This is a genomic window from Candidatus Poriferisodalis sp., from assembly GCF_965221945.1.
Lineage (GTDB): Bacteria > Actinomycetota > Acidimicrobiia > Acidimicrobiales > Poriferisodalaceae > Poriferisodalis.
In genome coordinates this window covers 3,694,768-3,711,126 of sequence record NZ_OZ244925.1, presented here as the reverse complement: position 1 = coordinate 3,711,126, position 16,359 = coordinate 3,694,768, and the positions used below count along the sequence as shown (strand labels likewise).

15 protein-coding genes and 1 tRNA gene are annotated in these 16,359 nt (G+C 67.4%); 2 read left to right on the top strand and 14 right to left on the bottom strand.

Annotated elements, in window-relative coordinates:
* Positions 1–11 precede the first annotated feature (11 nt).
* The 11 genes from ACOQPH_RS17360 to ACOQPH_RS17310 all read right to left on the bottom strand — a co-directional run bounded on the left by ACOQPH_RS17360 (position 12) and on the right by ACOQPH_RS17310 (position 12,095).
* Positions 12–2,300 (bottom strand): [protein-PII] uridylyltransferase, encoded by a 2,289-nt coding sequence (locus tag ACOQPH_RS17360; RefSeq protein WP_420622562.1) that lies wholly within the window; start codon positions 2,298–2,300, stop codon positions 12–14.
* Positions 2,297–2,866, bottom strand: a complete 570-nt coding sequence (locus ACOQPH_RS17355; protein WP_420622561.1) for a hypothetical protein — start codon at positions 2,864–2,866, stop codon at positions 2,297–2,299. Before ACOQPH_RS17355 ends, ACOQPH_RS17360 begins: the two co-directional genes overlap by 4 nt.
* Positions 2,866–3,756, bottom strand: coding sequence for an ATP-dependent sacrificial sulfur transferase LarE (larE, locus tag ACOQPH_RS17350; protein WP_420622560.1), 891 nt, complete (start codon positions 3,754–3,756; stop codon positions 2,866–2,868). Before larE ends, ACOQPH_RS17355 begins: the two co-directional genes overlap by 1 nt.
* Before the next feature lie 51 nt (positions 3,757–3,807).
* Complete coding sequence (locus tag ACOQPH_RS17345) at positions 3,808–5,673, bottom strand: acyl-CoA dehydrogenase (protein WP_420622559.1); 1,866 nt, start codon at positions 5,671–5,673, stop codon at positions 3,808–3,810.
* 71 nt (positions 5,674–5,744) lie between these two features.
* Positions 5,745–6,488: a chlorite dismutase family protein gene (locus ACOQPH_RS17340; protein ID WP_420624380.1), complete on the bottom strand. Its 744-nt coding sequence runs from the start codon at positions 6,486–6,488 to the stop codon at positions 5,745–5,747.
* Positions 6,489–6,506: 18 nt separating this feature from the next.
* Entirely contained in the window at positions 6,507–7,355 is an 849-nt protein-coding gene (gene fdhD / locus ACOQPH_RS17335) for a formate dehydrogenase accessory sulfurtransferase FdhD (protein ID WP_420622558.1), read from the bottom strand.
* Positions 7,356–7,438: 83 nt separating this feature from the next.
* Positions 7,439–7,984 carry a hypothetical protein gene (locus ACOQPH_RS17330; protein ID WP_420622557.1) on the bottom strand — a complete coding sequence of 182 codons (546 nt, stop codon included), beginning with the start codon at positions 7,982–7,984 and terminating at the stop codon, positions 7,439–7,441.
* 295 nt (positions 7,985–8,279) lie between these two features.
* Positions 8,280–8,486, bottom strand: coding sequence for a hypothetical protein (locus ACOQPH_RS17325; protein ID WP_420622556.1), 207 nt, complete (start codon positions 8,484–8,486; stop codon positions 8,280–8,282).
* Positions 8,487–8,628: 142 nt separating this feature from the next.
* The gene (groL, locus tag ACOQPH_RS17320; RefSeq protein ID WP_420622555.1) at positions 8,629–10,248 is read right to left on the bottom strand and encodes a chaperonin GroEL; all 1,620 of its coding nucleotides are present in this window, start codon (positions 10,246–10,248) and stop codon (positions 8,629–8,631) included.
* Positions 10,249–10,428: 180 nt separating this feature from the next.
* A complete protein-coding gene (locus ACOQPH_RS17315) occupies positions 10,429–11,466 on the bottom strand; it encodes a glycerate kinase (protein WP_420622554.1) in 1,038 nt (345 codons plus the stop codon).
* Positions 11,467–11,471: 5 nt separating this feature from the next.
* Complete coding sequence (locus ACOQPH_RS17310) at positions 11,472–12,095, bottom strand: LytR C-terminal domain-containing protein (protein WP_420622553.1); 624 nt, start codon at positions 12,093–12,095, stop codon at positions 11,472–11,474.
* A gap of 223 nt (positions 12,096–12,318) precedes the next feature.
* On the opposite strand from ACOQPH_RS17310, the gene upp reads away from it, so the two are divergent.
* Positions 12,319–12,948 carry a uracil phosphoribosyltransferase gene (gene upp, locus ACOQPH_RS17305; RefSeq protein ID WP_420622552.1) on the top strand — a complete coding sequence of 210 codons (630 nt, stop codon included), beginning with the start codon at positions 12,319–12,321 and terminating at the stop codon, positions 12,946–12,948.
* On the opposite strand, the gene ACOQPH_RS17300 is transcribed toward upp, so the two are convergent.
* Together ACOQPH_RS17300 and ACOQPH_RS17295 are read right to left on the bottom strand one after the other, a co-directional pair.
* On the bottom strand, positions 12,945–13,925 hold the full coding sequence (locus tag ACOQPH_RS17300) for a PfkB family carbohydrate kinase (protein WP_420622551.1): 981 nt from the start codon (positions 13,923–13,925) through the stop codon (positions 12,945–12,947). The genes upp and ACOQPH_RS17300 overlap by 4 nt on opposite strands.
* Positions 13,900–15,051 (bottom strand): aromatic ring-hydroxylating oxygenase subunit alpha, encoded by a 1,152-nt coding sequence (locus ACOQPH_RS17295; RefSeq protein WP_420622550.1) that lies wholly within the window; start codon positions 15,049–15,051, stop codon positions 13,900–13,902. The genes ACOQPH_RS17300 and ACOQPH_RS17295 overlap by 26 nt, the downstream gene beginning before the upstream one ends.
* Before the next feature lie 91 nt (positions 15,052–15,142).
* Between ACOQPH_RS17295 and ACOQPH_RS17290 the strand changes: the two genes are divergently transcribed.
* Positions 15,143–16,264 (top strand): alcohol dehydrogenase family protein, encoded by a 1,122-nt coding sequence (locus ACOQPH_RS17290; RefSeq protein ID WP_420622549.1) that lies wholly within the window; start codon positions 15,143–15,145, stop codon positions 16,262–16,264.
* A 21-nt stretch (positions 16,265–16,285) separates the two neighbouring features.
* On the opposite strand, the gene ACOQPH_RS17285 is transcribed toward ACOQPH_RS17290, so the two are convergent.
* Positions 16,286–16,358 (bottom strand) — tRNA-Thr (locus ACOQPH_RS17285).
* Position 16,359: the final 1 nt, after the last annotated feature.

Below are 16,359 nucleotides of genomic sequence, written 5' to 3'. Positions count from 1 at the left end.
AGCTGCGTCGCTCAGGCCAGGATGTGGCGCAGGGCCAGCTCCACCTCTCGCTGGTGGGCCTCGTCGATGACCGGACCGTCGGGACCGACCACGTAGAACGCGTCGACCACCTCGTTCGCCAACGTCTGGATCTTGGCAGACCGGATGTCGAGACCCATCTCGGCCAACACTCGGGTCACCTTGTACAGCACGCCGATGTGGTCCTCGGTGCGGACCTCCACGATCGTTGCTCCCGTGGCCGACTCGGCGTCGAACGTGACGCTGGTAGCGGCCCGTGTCGCCGAGAGCGCCCGGCGCCGCCGGTACACCCGGGCACGCTCCGCTATGCGCGCTTCCAGCGCCAGGTGGCCCCGCAGCGACCGGCGCACGTCGTAGGTGACCCGGTCCCAATCGACCGGCGTGTCGGGCGGCACGATCCGGAATGACGACACCGCCATGCCCGCAGGGCTGGAATAGGCGTCCGCTTGCAGCACGTCGAGCCCCCGCAGTGCCAGCACGCCTGCCGCGCGGCTGAATAGGCCGCGCTCGTCGGGTGCGACCACGGTGAGGACGTTGCCATCGACTCGCAATGCCGTTTCGCCAGCCGCCATCAGATCCACGATGTCGGTGGTGAGCAGGCGGCGGTGAGTCGACGGCGTCGAATCGGAACCGCTCAGATGTTCAGAGGTCATCTCCACGAGTGCGGAAACCAGGTTGGCGGTCCAGTCCCCCCACGCCATGGGGCCGGTGGCCAAGCAGTCGGCCTCGGTCATGACCGCCAGAAGCTCCAGGAATTCCTGAGTCTGGGCGGCACGGGCGACGGTAGCGACGGTCAGCGGATCGTCGAGGTCGCGACGCGTCGCGATGTCGGTCAGCAGCAGGTGGTGCTGCACGAGGCGCACCAGGGTGTCAGCGTCGGTGGAGCTCCAACCGCAGCGCCGGGCGATCGGGCCCGCCAGGCGCATGCCGGCCTGGGTGTGATCGCCCGGATAGCCCTTGCCGATGTCATGCAGCAGCGCTCCCATCAGCAGCAGGTCGGGGCGTACCACCCGGTGGGTGAAGCGGGCCGCCTCGGCGACGGCCTCGAGCAGATGGCGGTCCACCGTGAAGCGGTGGTAGCGGGAGCGCTGAGGGCGATTGCGGTTCGGCGCCCACTCGGGCAGCACCCGGGTCCACACGTCGAAATAGTCGAGCGTCTCGATGACGTCGATGGCGCGGTGTCCGCAACCCAGCAGCTCTACGAACAGCGCTCGCGCGCCGTGGGGCCACGGGTCCGGGAACTGCGCCTGGCGCTCGGCCAGCTTGTCGAGGCTGGCTCGGCTGATCGGGATGCCCCCGCGGGCCGACTGCACCGCCGCGTGCAACACCAGGACGACGTCGGCGGCAGGATCGCCGTCGATCACCAGCTCTCCGTCGCGGACTGCCAGTCCGGCAATGTCGACATCCGGCGCCGCAAGGGCGGTGCTCTGGCGGGCAATGGTTGACCACAGCTGGTCAGACAGGAATGCGATGATGCGCCCCGCCCGCGCGATATCGGCCATGAAGGCATCGGCTTCGACTGCGCCCGATCGCTCGGCCACCGCATCCTGATCATCGGCGGAGAGCACATCGCTGCGCAAACCGGTGGTGCGGTGCAAGTCCACCCGGGACCGCAACAGCGTCTGGTAGGCCTCATCGAGGCGTTCGGTGTCCGCAGCGGGCAGTTCAACCCCCGCCAGTTGCGCCCACCTGATCGCATGCGCGTCGCGCAGCCCGCCGCGGCCCGTCTTGAGATCGGGCTCCAGCAGGAACGCCACCTCACCGTTCTGGCTGTGCCGGCGGCTGACAGAACGGTGCAGCTCGTCGAGCCGCTGTGCTGCGTTGTCGCGCCAGTCGGTCTGCACGCCCTCGATGAGGCGGGCTGTCAGAGTCGCGTCGCCGGCCAAGTGGCGGGCATCGGCGAGCGCCGTGGCCGTGTCTGTGTCGGATGCCGCCAGTTCCAGCGTCCCCGACATCGAGCGCACGGCGTGGCCGAGCTTGAGCTTCTCGTCCCAAATCGGGTACCAGAGGCGATCGGCCAGGTTGCCCGTATCGACATCGTCGTGCAGCAAGAGCAGATCGATGTCGCTGCCGGGGCACAGCTCGCCACGGCCGTAGCCGCCGACCGCCACGAGAGCCACACTCGTGCCGGCGCCGTTCGCGCCGCCCAGCCCGCACTGGGCGGCCTCGGTTGCGTAGCTCTCGGCCAGCCAGGAATCGGTGAGCGTAGACAACGCCGCGGGCAGTTGGTCGGCGGCTGCCGTTTCGATCAACCCAACGCGGCGCTCGCCGAACGACGTCATCGTTGTCCCTCGGCATTGATGCGCCTCGCAGGCTCGGCCGTATCTGAGCGCCTCGCAGGCTCGGCCGTGCGCCGACGCTGCAGCACCTCGTATGCCTTCGCTGCTCCCCACCCGATGCCGATCGGTCCCAGCCCCGGATCGATGTCGGCGAACGACGCCGGTGTCAAACCGTAGGGATCGTCGGGGAAACGGGACGCATCGAAGTCGTCCCGGTCGGGCTCGGGCACGCCGCCGTCCGCGAGCACCTGAGTCGGGAATCGCACTGCAGCGCGCAGCACGCTCAACGGCGTGGATGTCTGCGCGTCGACATCGGTTGCCAGCAGATCGCGCAGCGCAGGGCCAGTCTCGGCTGCGCACTGCAAGCCAGCGGCACGCGCCGGTCCGCTGAGTTCCACAGCGCCAACACCCCCGCGCTTGCAGGCATCGGCCACGCATCGCTCGACCCAGCCGGGCAATGCGGCGATGGCGAGATCGGCCAATAGCTCTGCGGCTTCCTCTACTGACCCGGGCACGGAAATGTCGGGCGGCACCGCCGGGGCCTCGGCACCGGTCCCGGCTGCGCTCATCAGCCGGCCTCTGGGGCCGAAGAGGCAGAGTTGGGCGAGATCCTGCTCGCCAGCGCGCCGTTGAGATTGCCCGAGCGGAAGCCCTCCAGGTCAAGCGTGACGTAGCGATAACCGACGGCGCGCACCGCCTCCACCAGGGCTTCACGCTGGCGGATCGCCTCGGCAAGATCGTCGAGCGGCAGTTCGATGCGTGCCGTGTCGCCGTAGTCGCGGACTCGCAGCTGGCGGAAGCCCAGCCGGCGCAACGTTGCCTCGGCCCGATCGAGCCGCGCCAGCAGCGGCACCGTCACCTGCGTGCCGTAGGGCACCCGAGAGGCCAGGCATGCGGCAGCGGGCTTGTCCCAAGTGCGCAAACCCAATTCGGCGCTGACACGCCGGACGTCGACCTTGGCGAAACCGGCTTCGACGAGCGGGAATAGCGCTCCCCGTTCACGCGCCGCGTGCTGGCCCGGCCGGTGATCTCCCAGATCGTCGAGGTTGACGCCGAGCACCACCACCGCGTCGCGTACCGATGCCAGGGGCTCGAGTTGGTCCATGAGGGCTGATTTGCAGTGGAAGCAGCGGTCTGGGTCGTTGGCGCGATATGCGGCGCGTGCCATCTCGTCGGTCTCGACGGTCTGCCATGCGAGTCCCCACTCTGCTGCCAGTTCCGCGCAGTCCGCAGCCTCATCGCTCGCGAGGCTCGCCGAGACCGCCGTCACGCAAAGCGCATCGTCTCCGAGAACCTCGTTGGCCGTCCAGGCCACCAGCGCCGAATCGACGCCGCCGCTGAAGGCCACGACCACTGGTCCCGACTGTTTGAAGAAGGCACGCAGCCGGCCGATGGAGGCTTCGGCCGACGCCGGGGCGTCCTGCACGCTCAGCCCCCCGTCAGCATGCGACCCGGCCATGTCGTCGCTCCCAGTCCTCGGCCACGGTCATTCACGCGGGATCTCCTCTGCTTAGAGCCGCTCGGCGGGTATGGCGAAGAAGAGATCGGCACCGCCGGTCACGGCGGGCACCAGGCCGCGAGCAGTCGGCAGGATCTGGTCGGCGTAGAAGCGAGCGGTGGTGATCTTGTCGGCCAGGAACTGCGGCGATGCGGAGCTGTCTGATCCTGGGGCTGACCCCCCTGGCGCAGCGTCCCGAGCCTGCTCAGCCGTCAGCCCTTGAGCCTGCAGGAGGCCCGCTGCAGACTGCGCGCTCCGAGCCAGCAGCCAGCCGCCCACCACCACGCCGGCCAACCGCATGAACGGCGTCGAGCCGGCAGCGACATCGTTGGGCGCCGCGGAGAGCTGACCGCCCAGCCACATGGCTGCGTCGCCCATCGCAGCCACGCCATCGCCGAGTGCGGCCCCAATGGCGGCCAGATGGGCGTCGTCACTGGCGCCCAACTCGCCGGCGGTCGCCCCCATGTCGCCGATCAGGCGTGCCACGGCCTCGCCGCCTCCAAGCGGCAGCTTGCGGAATGCCAAGTCCGCGGCCTGGATGCCGTTGGTGCCCTCGTAGATCGGGGCGATCCGGCTGTCGCGCCAATGCTGTGCAGCGCCGGTTTCCTCGATGTAGCCCATGCCACCGTGCACCTGCACGCCGAGCGAGGTCATCTCGACGCCCAGGTCAGTGCCCCAGCCCTTGCTGATCGGCGTCAGGATCGCCGCGAGGTCATCAGCCCGTTGGCGCTCGTCCGGATCGGTCGCCACGATCGAGCGATCGATCGCCGCGGCGTTCAGGTACATCACGCACCGCATGGCCTCGGTGTTGGCGCGCATCGTCAGCAGCATGCGTCGCACATCGGCATGATCGACGATCGGCGAGGAATCGCCCGGAGACAGCTCGGCGCCGATCGCCCGCCCCTGCTTGCGGGTCAGCGCGTATTCCCGTGCCTGCTGGTACGCCCGCTCGGTGAGTGCCAGGCCCTGCAGGCCCACCGACAGGCGAGCGTTGTTCATCATCGTGAACATGGCGCGCATGCCGCCGTGGGGGAGGCCGACGAGATAGCCGACGGCACCCTCGTCGTCGCCGTAGGACATCACGCAGGTCGGGCTGGCATGTATGCCGATCTTGTGCTCGGTGGACACCGCGCGCAGGTCGTTGCGCCGCCCGAGCGAGCCGTCGGGGTTGACGAGGTACTTGGGGACCAGGAACAGGCTGATGCCGCGGGTGCCCGGAGGTGAGTCCGGCGTGCGTGCCAGCACAAGGTGGAGGATGTTGGAGGCCAGCTCGTGCTCGCCGTAGGTGATGAAGATCTTCGTGCCGGTGATGAGGTAGCTGCCGTCGGGCTGCGGGACGGCCCGGCTCGTGAGGGCTCCCACGTCGGAGCCGGCGTGCGGCTCGGTCAGGTTCATGGTGCCGGACCATTCGCCGCTGATCATCCTGGGCAGGAAGGTCTGCTGCAGGGTTTCATCGGCGTGGTGGGTCAGGGCGTCGATGGCGCCCTGAGTCAACAGCGGGCACAGGCTGAATGCCATGTTGGCCGCGATCAGCATCTCCTGGACGGCGAGTCCCACGCACCAGGGCATCCCACCGCCGCCGAAATCGGCATCGAAGGCCATGCCGTTCCAGCCGGCGCCGACGAATTTGCGGTAGGCCTCTGCGAAGCCGGGCGGATGAGTGATGACGCCGTCGTCGAAGTTCAGCCCCTGCTGGTCGCCGGTCACGTTGAGCGGCGCCAACTCGGCGGACATGAAGCGGCCGGCTTCATCCAGGACTGCGCCTGCGGTCTCCAAGTCGGCATGCGCGAAGCGTTCGTGCGCGGCCAGAGCTTCCAGATCGGCCACGTGCTCGAGCACAAAGAGCATGTCGTCGATAGGAGCGGAATAGTCGGACATGGCGGCCTCAATTCAGTCGCGACCGAAGCATCGCCGGCGCCTCACGGGCGTTGCACGGGCACGCGAACAGGCTACGGCGCGCCCTGCACGGGCTGCGATCCGCTGAGGCCCCCCCAATGGTTGGAGCGACGGCCGATACGTTCCAAGACAGTCTCGGGGTCGGCAAGCAGGCCGGTGTAGAACGTGCCGAACTCGGCATACACAGCGCTGGCTTCGTCGTAGCGCATCGTGTACACGACGTCTTTGAGGTCGTCGAGGTGCTCGCCGAACAGCGTCACGCCCCACTCGAAGTCGTCAACTCCGGTGGATCCCGTCACAACTTGCAGGATGCGGCCCCGGAATTGGCGGCCCGACTTGCCGTGTTCGTACATGAGCTCTCGGCGAGTGTCGTAGGGCAGCGTGAACCAGTTGCCGCTGCCTTCGGACACGGCGCTGCGGCGTTTGGACATCGGGTAGAAGCAGAAGGCCCGCTTGCCCTCGGGCGGCAGTTGCGGGTACAGCCGCGGGGTCTTCATCTCTGGGGGCAGGTCGGCGGCGTACTCACTGGTCTCGGTCATGGACACGTAGCTGTCGACCACTTCCATTCCGGCCTGCTGCAAGTCGGTTTGGAGCGTGCGCAGCTGCCACAGATCGGGTCCGAGCGCCATGAAGCCGATGTCGGCCTTATGGCCGAGCACTGCCACGGTGAGCACTTGGTGATCTCCACTCGCTGCGGTCCTGACCGCTGCGAGCACGGCACGGGTGTTCGTGTCGGGTGAGAGCTTGCAGAACAGGTGCAGCACACCCCATCCGACGGACGTCGTCACCTCCGGCATCTGCGACACCCGCGCAGCCTATGAATGAACTTCAGCGTTTGCGGGGGACTCGCCGAGGCGCTCTGGAATCCCCGCCAAGCTGCCGCAGTAGACGTTGAGTTCGTCGCCGCGTGCGAAACCTGCCAGCGTGATAGCCGCCGCCCGGGACGCCTCGATGGCAAGAGAGCTGGGGGCGCTGACGGCAATAAGGGTGCCGATTCCCGCCGCCCAGGCCTTTTGCACCATCTCGAAGCTGGCGCGGCCGCTCACGAACAGCGCCGTGGCGCCGGCGTCATCGCGCCCGTCGAGCAGGCGCCTGCCGATCACCTTGTCGACGGCGTTGTGTCGCCCGATGTCCTCGCGCACGATGTCAATGCGGCCGTTGGTGTCGAAGGTCGCGGCTGCGTGCAACCCGCCGGTGCGGCCGAACATCTCTTGGGTCGCGGGAACTGCGGCCAGGGCTGCGTGAACCGCATCGACGCTGAATTGACGTATGCCTGCCAGCGGGCCCAAGCGTGCGGCCATGTCGGTGATGGTGGTGCTGCCGCAGATTCCGCAGGCGGCGCTGACATTGCCGAGGCGAGGCGTGGGCACTGGTGCCTTGCCGCCGGTCTCGACGGTGACCATGTTGTATTCGAATTCGGCCGCCGGCCCTTCGCCGCAGTAGCGCACCCCGGTCACGGCTGCGTCGCCGAGCAGACCGTCGCCTGCACAAAACCCGACGGCGAGTTCGTAGTCGTGGCCCGGCGTGCGCATCGTGGTGGCCACCAGGTGGCCGTCGAGGCGGATTTCGAGTGGTTCCTCCACCACGACCTCATCAGGCGACCGCGTCCAAGTGCCCTGTCGCAGCCGGTCCACCAGCACCCGCATCGTGCGCCCCCGCCGCATCCGGTCAGGGTACCGGCGCCCCTTGCTTCGGTTCGTCCGTGCCGGCGCGCAACTGCGCCGGTCGGGTGCTGCTCGCTGCCGGCCTACTCGCAAGCGTGGACCGGCACCAACGTCCCGTCCATCGGGTCATCCGACGCGCCGCTGGAGATGCGCACCTGCTGGCGAAGCATGAGGCGGAGCGCTTCGACAGCGCCATTGACTCGTGCCGAATCGGCAGCATCGCCGCCGTCCGCTTCGATGAACTCGGCCGCCAGGCGTCGCCACTCATCGATGTCGTCCTCGCCGATCGCGCAAGCACGGTCGAGGCGAGCCTGCCAGGCATCCAGATCGATCAGGCCTCGCAGGCCAGTGGAGTTGAGCCAAGCGTCGACGTTGAGTGATGCAGGCGGGAACGATGCGGCGCACCAGTCTCCGTTGTTCACCATCGTCCACAACGTCCAGATGGCGTCATCGCGCAGACGGCGACCCTCGGTCCGCACGGCTGGGGCGTCGGGGTCACCCCCATCGGCCGCGATGAACTCGTCGACAAGAACCGCTGCAGCGCTGTACTCCCAGATCGGGGCTGCACATGCGTCTTCGAGTCGTTCCTGCCATGCACTGTTACTCGTCGGCCCGTCCAATCCGGTCATCGAGTTCCAGAATGGGCTGGCAGTCTCGCCGAGCAACTCCGGCGGCGGCCCTGTTTGCCGTTCCGCCGGATTGAACCAGGAAACGACCGTGGTTGTCGTAGCAGCCGCTTGGGGAACTGACGTCGGTGGCGCCGTGGACGTGTTCACGCGCTGTTGCGATTCTTCATCCGACGAGGATGCGCATCCTTGAGCAGCTACGGCACCCGCGACCACAACCAGTAGCAACAGCCGCATCCGGGCACGCATACATCCTCGCGGGGAACTGGTGTCCACAATGTGGGAGGCGGGGGCCACGTCAGCTGTTTCCGCCCCACGCCTCCTCTGCGGCCGCAAAGTCGAAGCGGATGGGTTCGGCGATGAGTTCCGCCAACTCAAGACGGCGTTTCGCGTCCACAAGCTCGCTAGTCGACGCGTCGATCGCGCGCCACAACCTCGCCCTCTGCGGGATCTCATCAGCTGGGGATGCGAAATCGCGATCAGTCTCATCTGATGGACTCGGCACACGAGAAAGATACCGGTGACAATACGGTCGACTCTGGACGCGAAACGGCCCGGGCGTTGACCCGGGCCACTTCGTTGAGTTGTGCAGTATTCGGTTGTGCAGTGTTGGGTTGGGCTGTTCTGGTGGTCTGTACAGGCTCCTGCTAGAAGTCCATGTCCGGCATACCGCCGCCGGCGCCACCGGAATTGGGCTCCTCGCAGATGACTGCCTCGGTGGTGAGGAACAGTGCGGCGATCGAAGCCGCGTTCTGCAGCGCCGACAGCGTCACCTTGGCGGCATCGATGACGCCGGCCCCGACCAAGTCCTCGTACTCACCGGTAGCAGCATTGAGACCCATCGGGCCCTCAAGCTCACGGACCCGGCTGACCACCACGCCGCCCTCAAGACCGGCGTTCTCGGCGATCTGCTTCAGCGGTCCCGCCAGCGCACGCTGGACCAGCCGGGCACCGGTGGCCTCGTCACCATCCAGGGCTTCCGCTGCTGCCTGCACTGCCGACTCGGCCCGCACCAGGGCGACACCGCCACCAGTCACCACGCCGGCCTCGATGGCCGCCTTGGTGGTGCTGACCGCGTCCTCGATGCGGTGCTTCTTCTCCTTCAGCTCGACCTCGGTGGCCGCACCGACGCGCAGCACTGCAACGCCGCCGGACAGCTTCGCCAGCCGCTCCTGCAGCTTCTCGCGGTCGTAGTCCGAGTCGGTGTTCTCGACCTCGTTCTTGATCTGCTCGATCCGACCCCGTACCTCGGACTCGTCACCGGCACCCTCGATGATGGTCGTCTCGTCCTTGGAGACGACCACTCGGCGGGCGGTGCCCAGCAGGTCGAGCGTGGTGTTCTCGAGCTTGAGACCCACGTCCTCGCTGATGACTTGGCCACCGGTCAGAATCGCCATGTCGGCCAGCATGGCCTTGCGGCGGTCGCCGAATCCGGGAGCCTTCACAGCCACCGAGCGGATCGTGCCGCGGATCTTGTTCACCACGAGCGTGGCGAGGGCCTCGCCCTCGACGTCCTCGGCGATGATGACGAGCGGCTTGCCTGCCTGGGTCACCTTCTCGAGCACCGGCAGCACGTCACGGACTGCCGAGATCTTGCCCTGCATGAACAGGATGTTCGCGTCCTCGAGCACGGCTTCCTGCGTGTCGGGATCGGTGACGAAGTACGGCGAGATGTAGCCCTTGTCGAAGCGCATGCCCTCGACGAGATCCATCTCGAGGCCGAACGTCTGCGACTCCTCAACGGTGATCACACCATCCTTGCCGACCTTGTCGAACGCATCGCTGATCAGCTGGCCGATGTCGCTGTCGGCGGCAGAGATTGCCGCCACCTGGGCGACATGGGTCTTCGAATCGGTGACGCTGATCGCCATGTCGGTGATGGCACCCACTGCGGCGTCGACGCCGGCCTCGATGCCCCGCTTCACGGCCATCGGGTTGGCACCCGCAGTCACGTTGCGCAGGCCGTCGCGCACCATCGTCCACGCCAAAACGGTGGCTGTGGTGGTGCCGTCGCCCGCAACGTCGTCGGTCTTCTTGGCGACTTCTTTGACGAGCTCGGCCCCGATGCGCTCCACCGGGTCTTCCAACTCGATGTCCTTGGCGATCGACACGCCGTCATTGGTGATCGTGGGTGCACCCCACTTCTTGTCCAGCACGACGTTGCGACCCTTGGGGCCCAACGTGACGCGCACTGCGTCGGCGAGCTGGTTCATGCCCGACTCGAGCCCGCGGCGGGCCTCGTCGTCGAACGTGATCATCTTGGCCATATCAGGTGGCTCCTGTCCTCGGTGACACTGTGTTGATTGGTCAATCGGGTTGATTGGTCAATCGGGTTGATTTGTCAATGGGCCTATTGGTGCATGGGCAACTGGGTGACGGGGCGTCACGTCGCTGCTGCACTTCATGCAGCGGTTAGCACTCTAGAGCTGAGAGTGCTAACCGCCAACTCAAGAGACGAGATTTGCGGCCAGATCCGCGGCGGCATCGCGCACTGCCGACAGCGTGTCGCCCATCGACCGCTCCGCCCCGTATCGCTCGGTCAGCACTACAAGGTGCGTGAGGGGGGACTCGCCTGTGGGCGGGCGCCAATCGGCAGGATCGGTACCTGGTTCTCGAGCACCCACGACGACGCCCACTGGCACTCCGGCCTCGGCCGCCATCTCCAGCACGCCACCCACGACTTTCCCGTCGAACGAACCTGCATCGAGCCGTCCTTCGCCGGTAATGACCAGATCGGCGCCTTCGATCGCTTCGAGCAAGCCAACCTCGGTTGCGACGACCTCAAACCCGGGGGCCAGCTCGGCCCGCAGGCCCGCCGCCAGGCCACCGGCCAGGCCACCGGCCGCGCCCGCGCAGGGCATCTCGCTGACGTCGATCCCATAGCGCTCGTGGTACAGGTCGACGAGTCGTTCCAGGCGGCGGGTCAGCAACTCGATCTTCGGCGGCGAAGCACCCTTCTGAGGTCCAAAAATGCGTGCGGCGTCACAGAAGCGGGTGCGCACATCGCAGGCCACCACCACCGAGACGCCGGCGAGACGGGCCAGCGGTGACATGGCATCGAGCGCGCCAAGACCGCCATCGGTGGTGGCAGAGCCGCCCACTCCCACGATCACGCGTCGGGCGCCGCTGGCGACGGCCTCCGCGATCAGCTCACCGGTGCCAGCAGTTGTTGCCGCGAGCGGATCGTTTCCCTCGGCTCCGCCAGCTAGCAGCAGTCCGCTGGCGCGAGCCATCTCCACGATCGCGGTGTCGCCGATGAGCCGCCACTCGGCTTCTACCAGTGCCCGCAGCGGCCCGGTCACCAGCGACGTGCGATTCGGTCCGCCCAGCGCTTCGAGCGTGCCCTCGCCGCCGTCCGCAGCAGGCAGGCATGCCACATGGGCGTGAGCGCCGACGTGCCGACGCACCCCCGCCTCGATAGCTGCTGCGACCTCTGCGGCGGACGCAGTGCCACGGAACTTGTCCGGGCACACCACGACCCGCATACCGCCTACTCGGCCAGATCGGTCCCCAGCGCCACCAGCACGTCGGGTGTCTTGAAGTCCTGCACGGCCGACGGATCCGCCAGCATCGGGAACACGTCGTTGTCGGCGTCGAGCTCCAGCACTCCGGCGATCGCTCGCGCTTCGAGCAGGGAACCCGGCTGGTAGTAGATCCGCGTCCGGTCGAGCGGCGTACCCACGTAGTTCGTCGGTGTATTGGTGATGTAGCTCAGCGTCTTGAACCGGTCGGTGAGCCGCCCCGCAGCTCCGCGCACGGTCGTGGAGTTGGCGACCTGGATCGATACCTCCGCCGCCGGTCTCGGCTGAAACGGCTCTGCTCCCGCCGCGGTGGTGGCGGTGGAGGGGTCCGCCGTGACAGGCGGCGCGACGGTGGTGACCGAGTCGGAGCCGGTTCCGCCGGTACCGGGAGCCGCGGTCGTCGCCGTCGTCGCCTGTGTTGCGGGCGGGAGTGTTTCCCCTGGCTCGACCGGCGGCGTCGTGTCGGTCACAGCCGCGTCATCGGGATCGTCGACCGAGCGGAGCAGCAGCACGCCCACGACGACGGCCACCAGCACCAGCAGCAGTCCGCGCACCGCTGCGCCGCTGTTGGATTCGCCGGCTTGGCTGTTCATCGGGTGACCTCCCGTCGGTGTACGGCCCGGGTCCCTCCCGCCGAGGCCGGCGTGCGCTGCAACTCACGTTGGTTGGTCGCGCTTATAAATGACGAAGAACCGCTTGGCAGCGGCAGTGTTGTGAGCGTAGGGCCAAACAAGCGCTGCGGGGTGTACCCCTCAGCACCTAATTTGCGCACGGACGAGTGCCACCCCACCAAGATCAGCCCGTGAAAGTGAGACCATGAGCATCAGCATCGTCGACCATCCGGTAGCCGCAGCCCTTCTTACTCGGCTACGCGACAAGAACACCGCCGTCGAAGAATTCCGTCAGCGAATGGACGCGCTGACGTTCTTGCTGGTGTCAGAGGCACTCGCCGACGCGGCATGTGTCCCTGTGCCAGTAGAGACACCACTCGGACCCGCTGAGGGCTCGCGGCTCGAACCGATGCCAGCGATCGTGCCCGTCCTGCGAGCTGGGCTGGGAATGCTCGATGCGGCGCTGAGACTCTTGCCTGCCGCACCAGTGGGGTTCATCGGGATGCGAAGGATCGAGACACCCGACGGTGTCGGCCACGAGCGCTACCTCGAGTCGCTGCCGAGCGTGCTGGAAGATCGACCAGTGCTGGTGCTCGATCCGATGCTGGCGACGGGTGGCTCGGCGGCCGAGGTGATACGAGTGCTGGCAGCGTCGGGTGTGGGCCCGGTCACGATGGTGTGCGCACTCGCTGCACCAGAGGGAACCGCTGCACTGCAGGACAGCGCCTTCAATGTCCGCGTGGTGACGGCCGCCGTCGACAGCCATCTCGACGAGCGGGCTTTCATCGTGCCCGGACTCGGCGATGCCGGCGATCGTCTCTACGGTCTGGCTTAGGCGCCAGCGTCACCCACGTCCTGCAGCTGCGCCATCGTCGGCAAGCTCGGCTGCGCACCGGCGACCCCCACCGCCCAGGCACCAGCCCGCACGGCCAGATCGGCCGCGTCCAGGGGATCAGTACCCGATGCCATGCCGACCGCAAACGCCCCGGCGAATGCGTCGCCCGCGCCGGTGGCATCGACAACAGCGACCTGCGGCGCCGGCACGGAAATCTCCTCTGGGATGTCGCGCGAATCCTGCGCTCGCAGCGCCGTCTCGGCCGGCCGAGACGCACGCACGACGCAGCCCTCCGCTCCCCGAGTCTCGACGAGCACCGCATTGGCGCGCATCTCGGCGGCACTGCCACCCGAATTCGACTGATGCAACTGCTCGGCTTCGGCCCTGTTCACGATGACAACGTCTGCCAGCGGCAGCACTGCTGGAGCGACGTCGTTGAAGGGGGCTGGGTTCAGGACCACGATCACGCCGTGTCGGCGCGCGATCTCCGCTGCCGCGCGGGCCGCGCGAGCACTCACCTCGCCTTGCAGCAACAGTGCGTCGGCTGCTGCAATCTCAGCGGCGGCCGCCTGCACGCCGTCAGCATCGAGAGATGCATTGGCACCGGCGGCCACCACGATCGACACGTCTTTCGGATCGACAGTGATCACTGCCAGGCCGGTGGGAACGTCGACGGTCGCCACGTGGCGGCAGTCGATCCCCTCGGCCTCGAGGCCCGAGCGCAGCCACTGTCCGTGCTCGTCGTCGCCGACCCGGCCGACCATGACCACGCTGGCGCCCAGCCGGGCCGCAGCGACCGCCTGGTTGGCGCCCTTGCCGCCGCGGAACCAGGCGATGCGCGAGGCGTGCATCGTCTCGTCAGGCGATGGGCGCCTTGGCACCCACAGCGTCACGTCGGCGTTCAGGCTGCCGACCACGGCGATGCGCGGCGCGTGAGACTCGGCCACCGGATCAGCGCTCGTTCGGTGGTCGCCCATCGTGAAGCGCTGAACGCACCAGCGCCCCCAGGTGGGGCACCGCATCTTCGCTGTGCACTGAGGCAACTCCAGACGGCTCAGTGATGAGCGGCCCGGGGCGATACCCGCGGCTTCGAACGCCACGCTGAGTCGACTCGACGAGCCTCAAGTCCTCGGACACCGTGGTGTTCCAGTCCAAGTCGATGATCTCGCGTTGCACATCGGTCGGCTCGGCACTGTCGAACCACCACTCCCGCACCAGCAGCGTCTGGTCCGGCCCCCTCGGCACCCAGCGGTAGGTATTGAGCGCCTGGCCGGGATAGCACTGGATCGATGATGCCGGCCAGATGTAGAACGCGGCATAGGCGTCGCTGGCTGCAGGGCGCGTATAGAAGGAGCGGTCGCTGTCGACGCCTGTGGCCGTATGACGGATCACGGTGCCGTCCGGAATGACGCGGTAGCTGGCGGGGTCGACCACTCCGGATGTGAACGATCGATGCACGTTCGGGCAGTGGTAGCACTCGTTGTAGTTCTCCACCGCGATCTTCCAGTTCGCGGCGATGAGGTGCGTTCGGCGCCAAGTCAGCACACGGGTCGCAGACTGCGGGATGATCGCCACGATCTCGTCGGCGACGCCGGGCGCGCACTCCGCCAGCGGCGCCGCGTCGGGATTGACATTGACGAAGAGGAGTCCGGCGATCTGGTCGACTGCGATGCGCGGGATGCAGAGCTCGCCCACATCGCGACTGCGCGCGTTGAGCAGCCGGCCGTCCAGCCCGTACACCCAGGCGTGGTACGGGCACATGATGACGCCTGGGGTGTCTGCAACGTCGCCGCCCTCAGACTGCGGTGGAAACAGCTCGTGACCTCGGTGCTGGCAGACGTTGAAGAACGCGCGGATCTCGCCGCCGTCGTTGACGACGAAGACAGGCTCGTCGCCGACTACCGTCGCGAGGACCTGGCCGGGCTTGCTCACCTGGGACAGATGACCGACGAGCTGCCAGGACCGAGCGAACACGGCAGACAATTCGGCAGCGTGGATCGCCGGATCGGTGTAGTAGCGAGCCGGCAGCGCTTGCTGCCGGAAGCTGTCAGCAACCCCACGGTCATCGCCATCGGTCGGAACGTTGCGGTCCGGCGAATTCATGCAGCGATTCCGATCATCTGCGATTGCGTGGCCTCCACTGGCCGCTATTCTGCCGCGCACTCATGACAGAACATGTCCATCTCGAATCCGCATGACCGTCGCCGCCCCACCATCGGGCGAGCCATCTAGGCCGACGATGCGCGCAGCGCTGCTCGTCGGCAGCGGCGGACCCGAGATGCTGGAGGTGCGAGACAACGTGCCCGTGCCGGTGCCTGGTCCCAGCGATGTGCTGATCCGGGTGTCGGCGTGCGGCATGAACAACACCGACATCAACACCCGCGTGGGCTGGTACAGCCGCGCTGTGGACTCGGCAACCAGCGAAGGCGGATACGTCGAGGCGAGCGTCGATGAGACCGCGTGGGGCCGCACGAGCCTCCAATTCCCTCGCATACAGGGCGCCGACGTGGTGGGGCGTGTCGTCGCAGTGGGCCCAGACGTCGCAGACACTTCGCTGGTCGGGAAGCGGATCATCGTCGATCCGTGCCTGCGCGATCCCGACGATCCGTCCGATCGCAGCGGGGCCGGGTATCTCGGCAGCGAGGCCGACGGCGGGTTCGCCGAGTTCACAGCCGTGCCGGCCGTCAATGTGCACCCCGTCAACTCGGAGCTCTCCGATGCCGAGCTTGCGACGTTCCCGTGCTCGTCCGTGACCGCAGAGCACATGCTGTCGCGCATCGGTCTGCGAAACGGCCAGAGCATCGCCGTCACCGGTGCCAGCGGCGGGGTGGGCAGCGCCCTGGTGCAACTCGCAAAGCGACGCGGCGCACGGGTGGTCGCAGTGGCTGGCAGCTCGAAAATCGCCCAAGTGCTCAACATCGGCGCAGATGCCGCCGTAGCCCGGGAGACCCCATCAGCCGCCGACGCAGCTGTCTCGGCCAACGGCGGTCGCTTCGACGCTGTCGCAGATGTGGTCGGCGGGGACAGCTTCGCCGGCTGGCTCGATGCGCTCGTTCGAGGAGGGCGATACGTCACCGCGGGCGCCATCGGCGGACCGATCGTCCAACTCGACCTGCGGACCTTGTACCTCAACGATCTCGAGTTCTACGGAGCGACCATTTACGAGCCGGGCATCTTCGCAGACCTCGTCGGGTACATCGAACGAGGCGAGATCCGGCCGATTCTCGGCGGCACCTATCCCCTTGAGGAAATTCATGTTGCCCAGGAGGCCTTCGGCCGCAAGGAGCACATCGGCAATCTGGTGATCACGCTGTGAGCAGGTCGTTCCTGTGGGGCGAGCCCGAGGTGGGAATCGAACCCACAACCCCCGCTTTACAAGAGCGGTGCTCTGGCCGTTGAGCTACTCGGGCA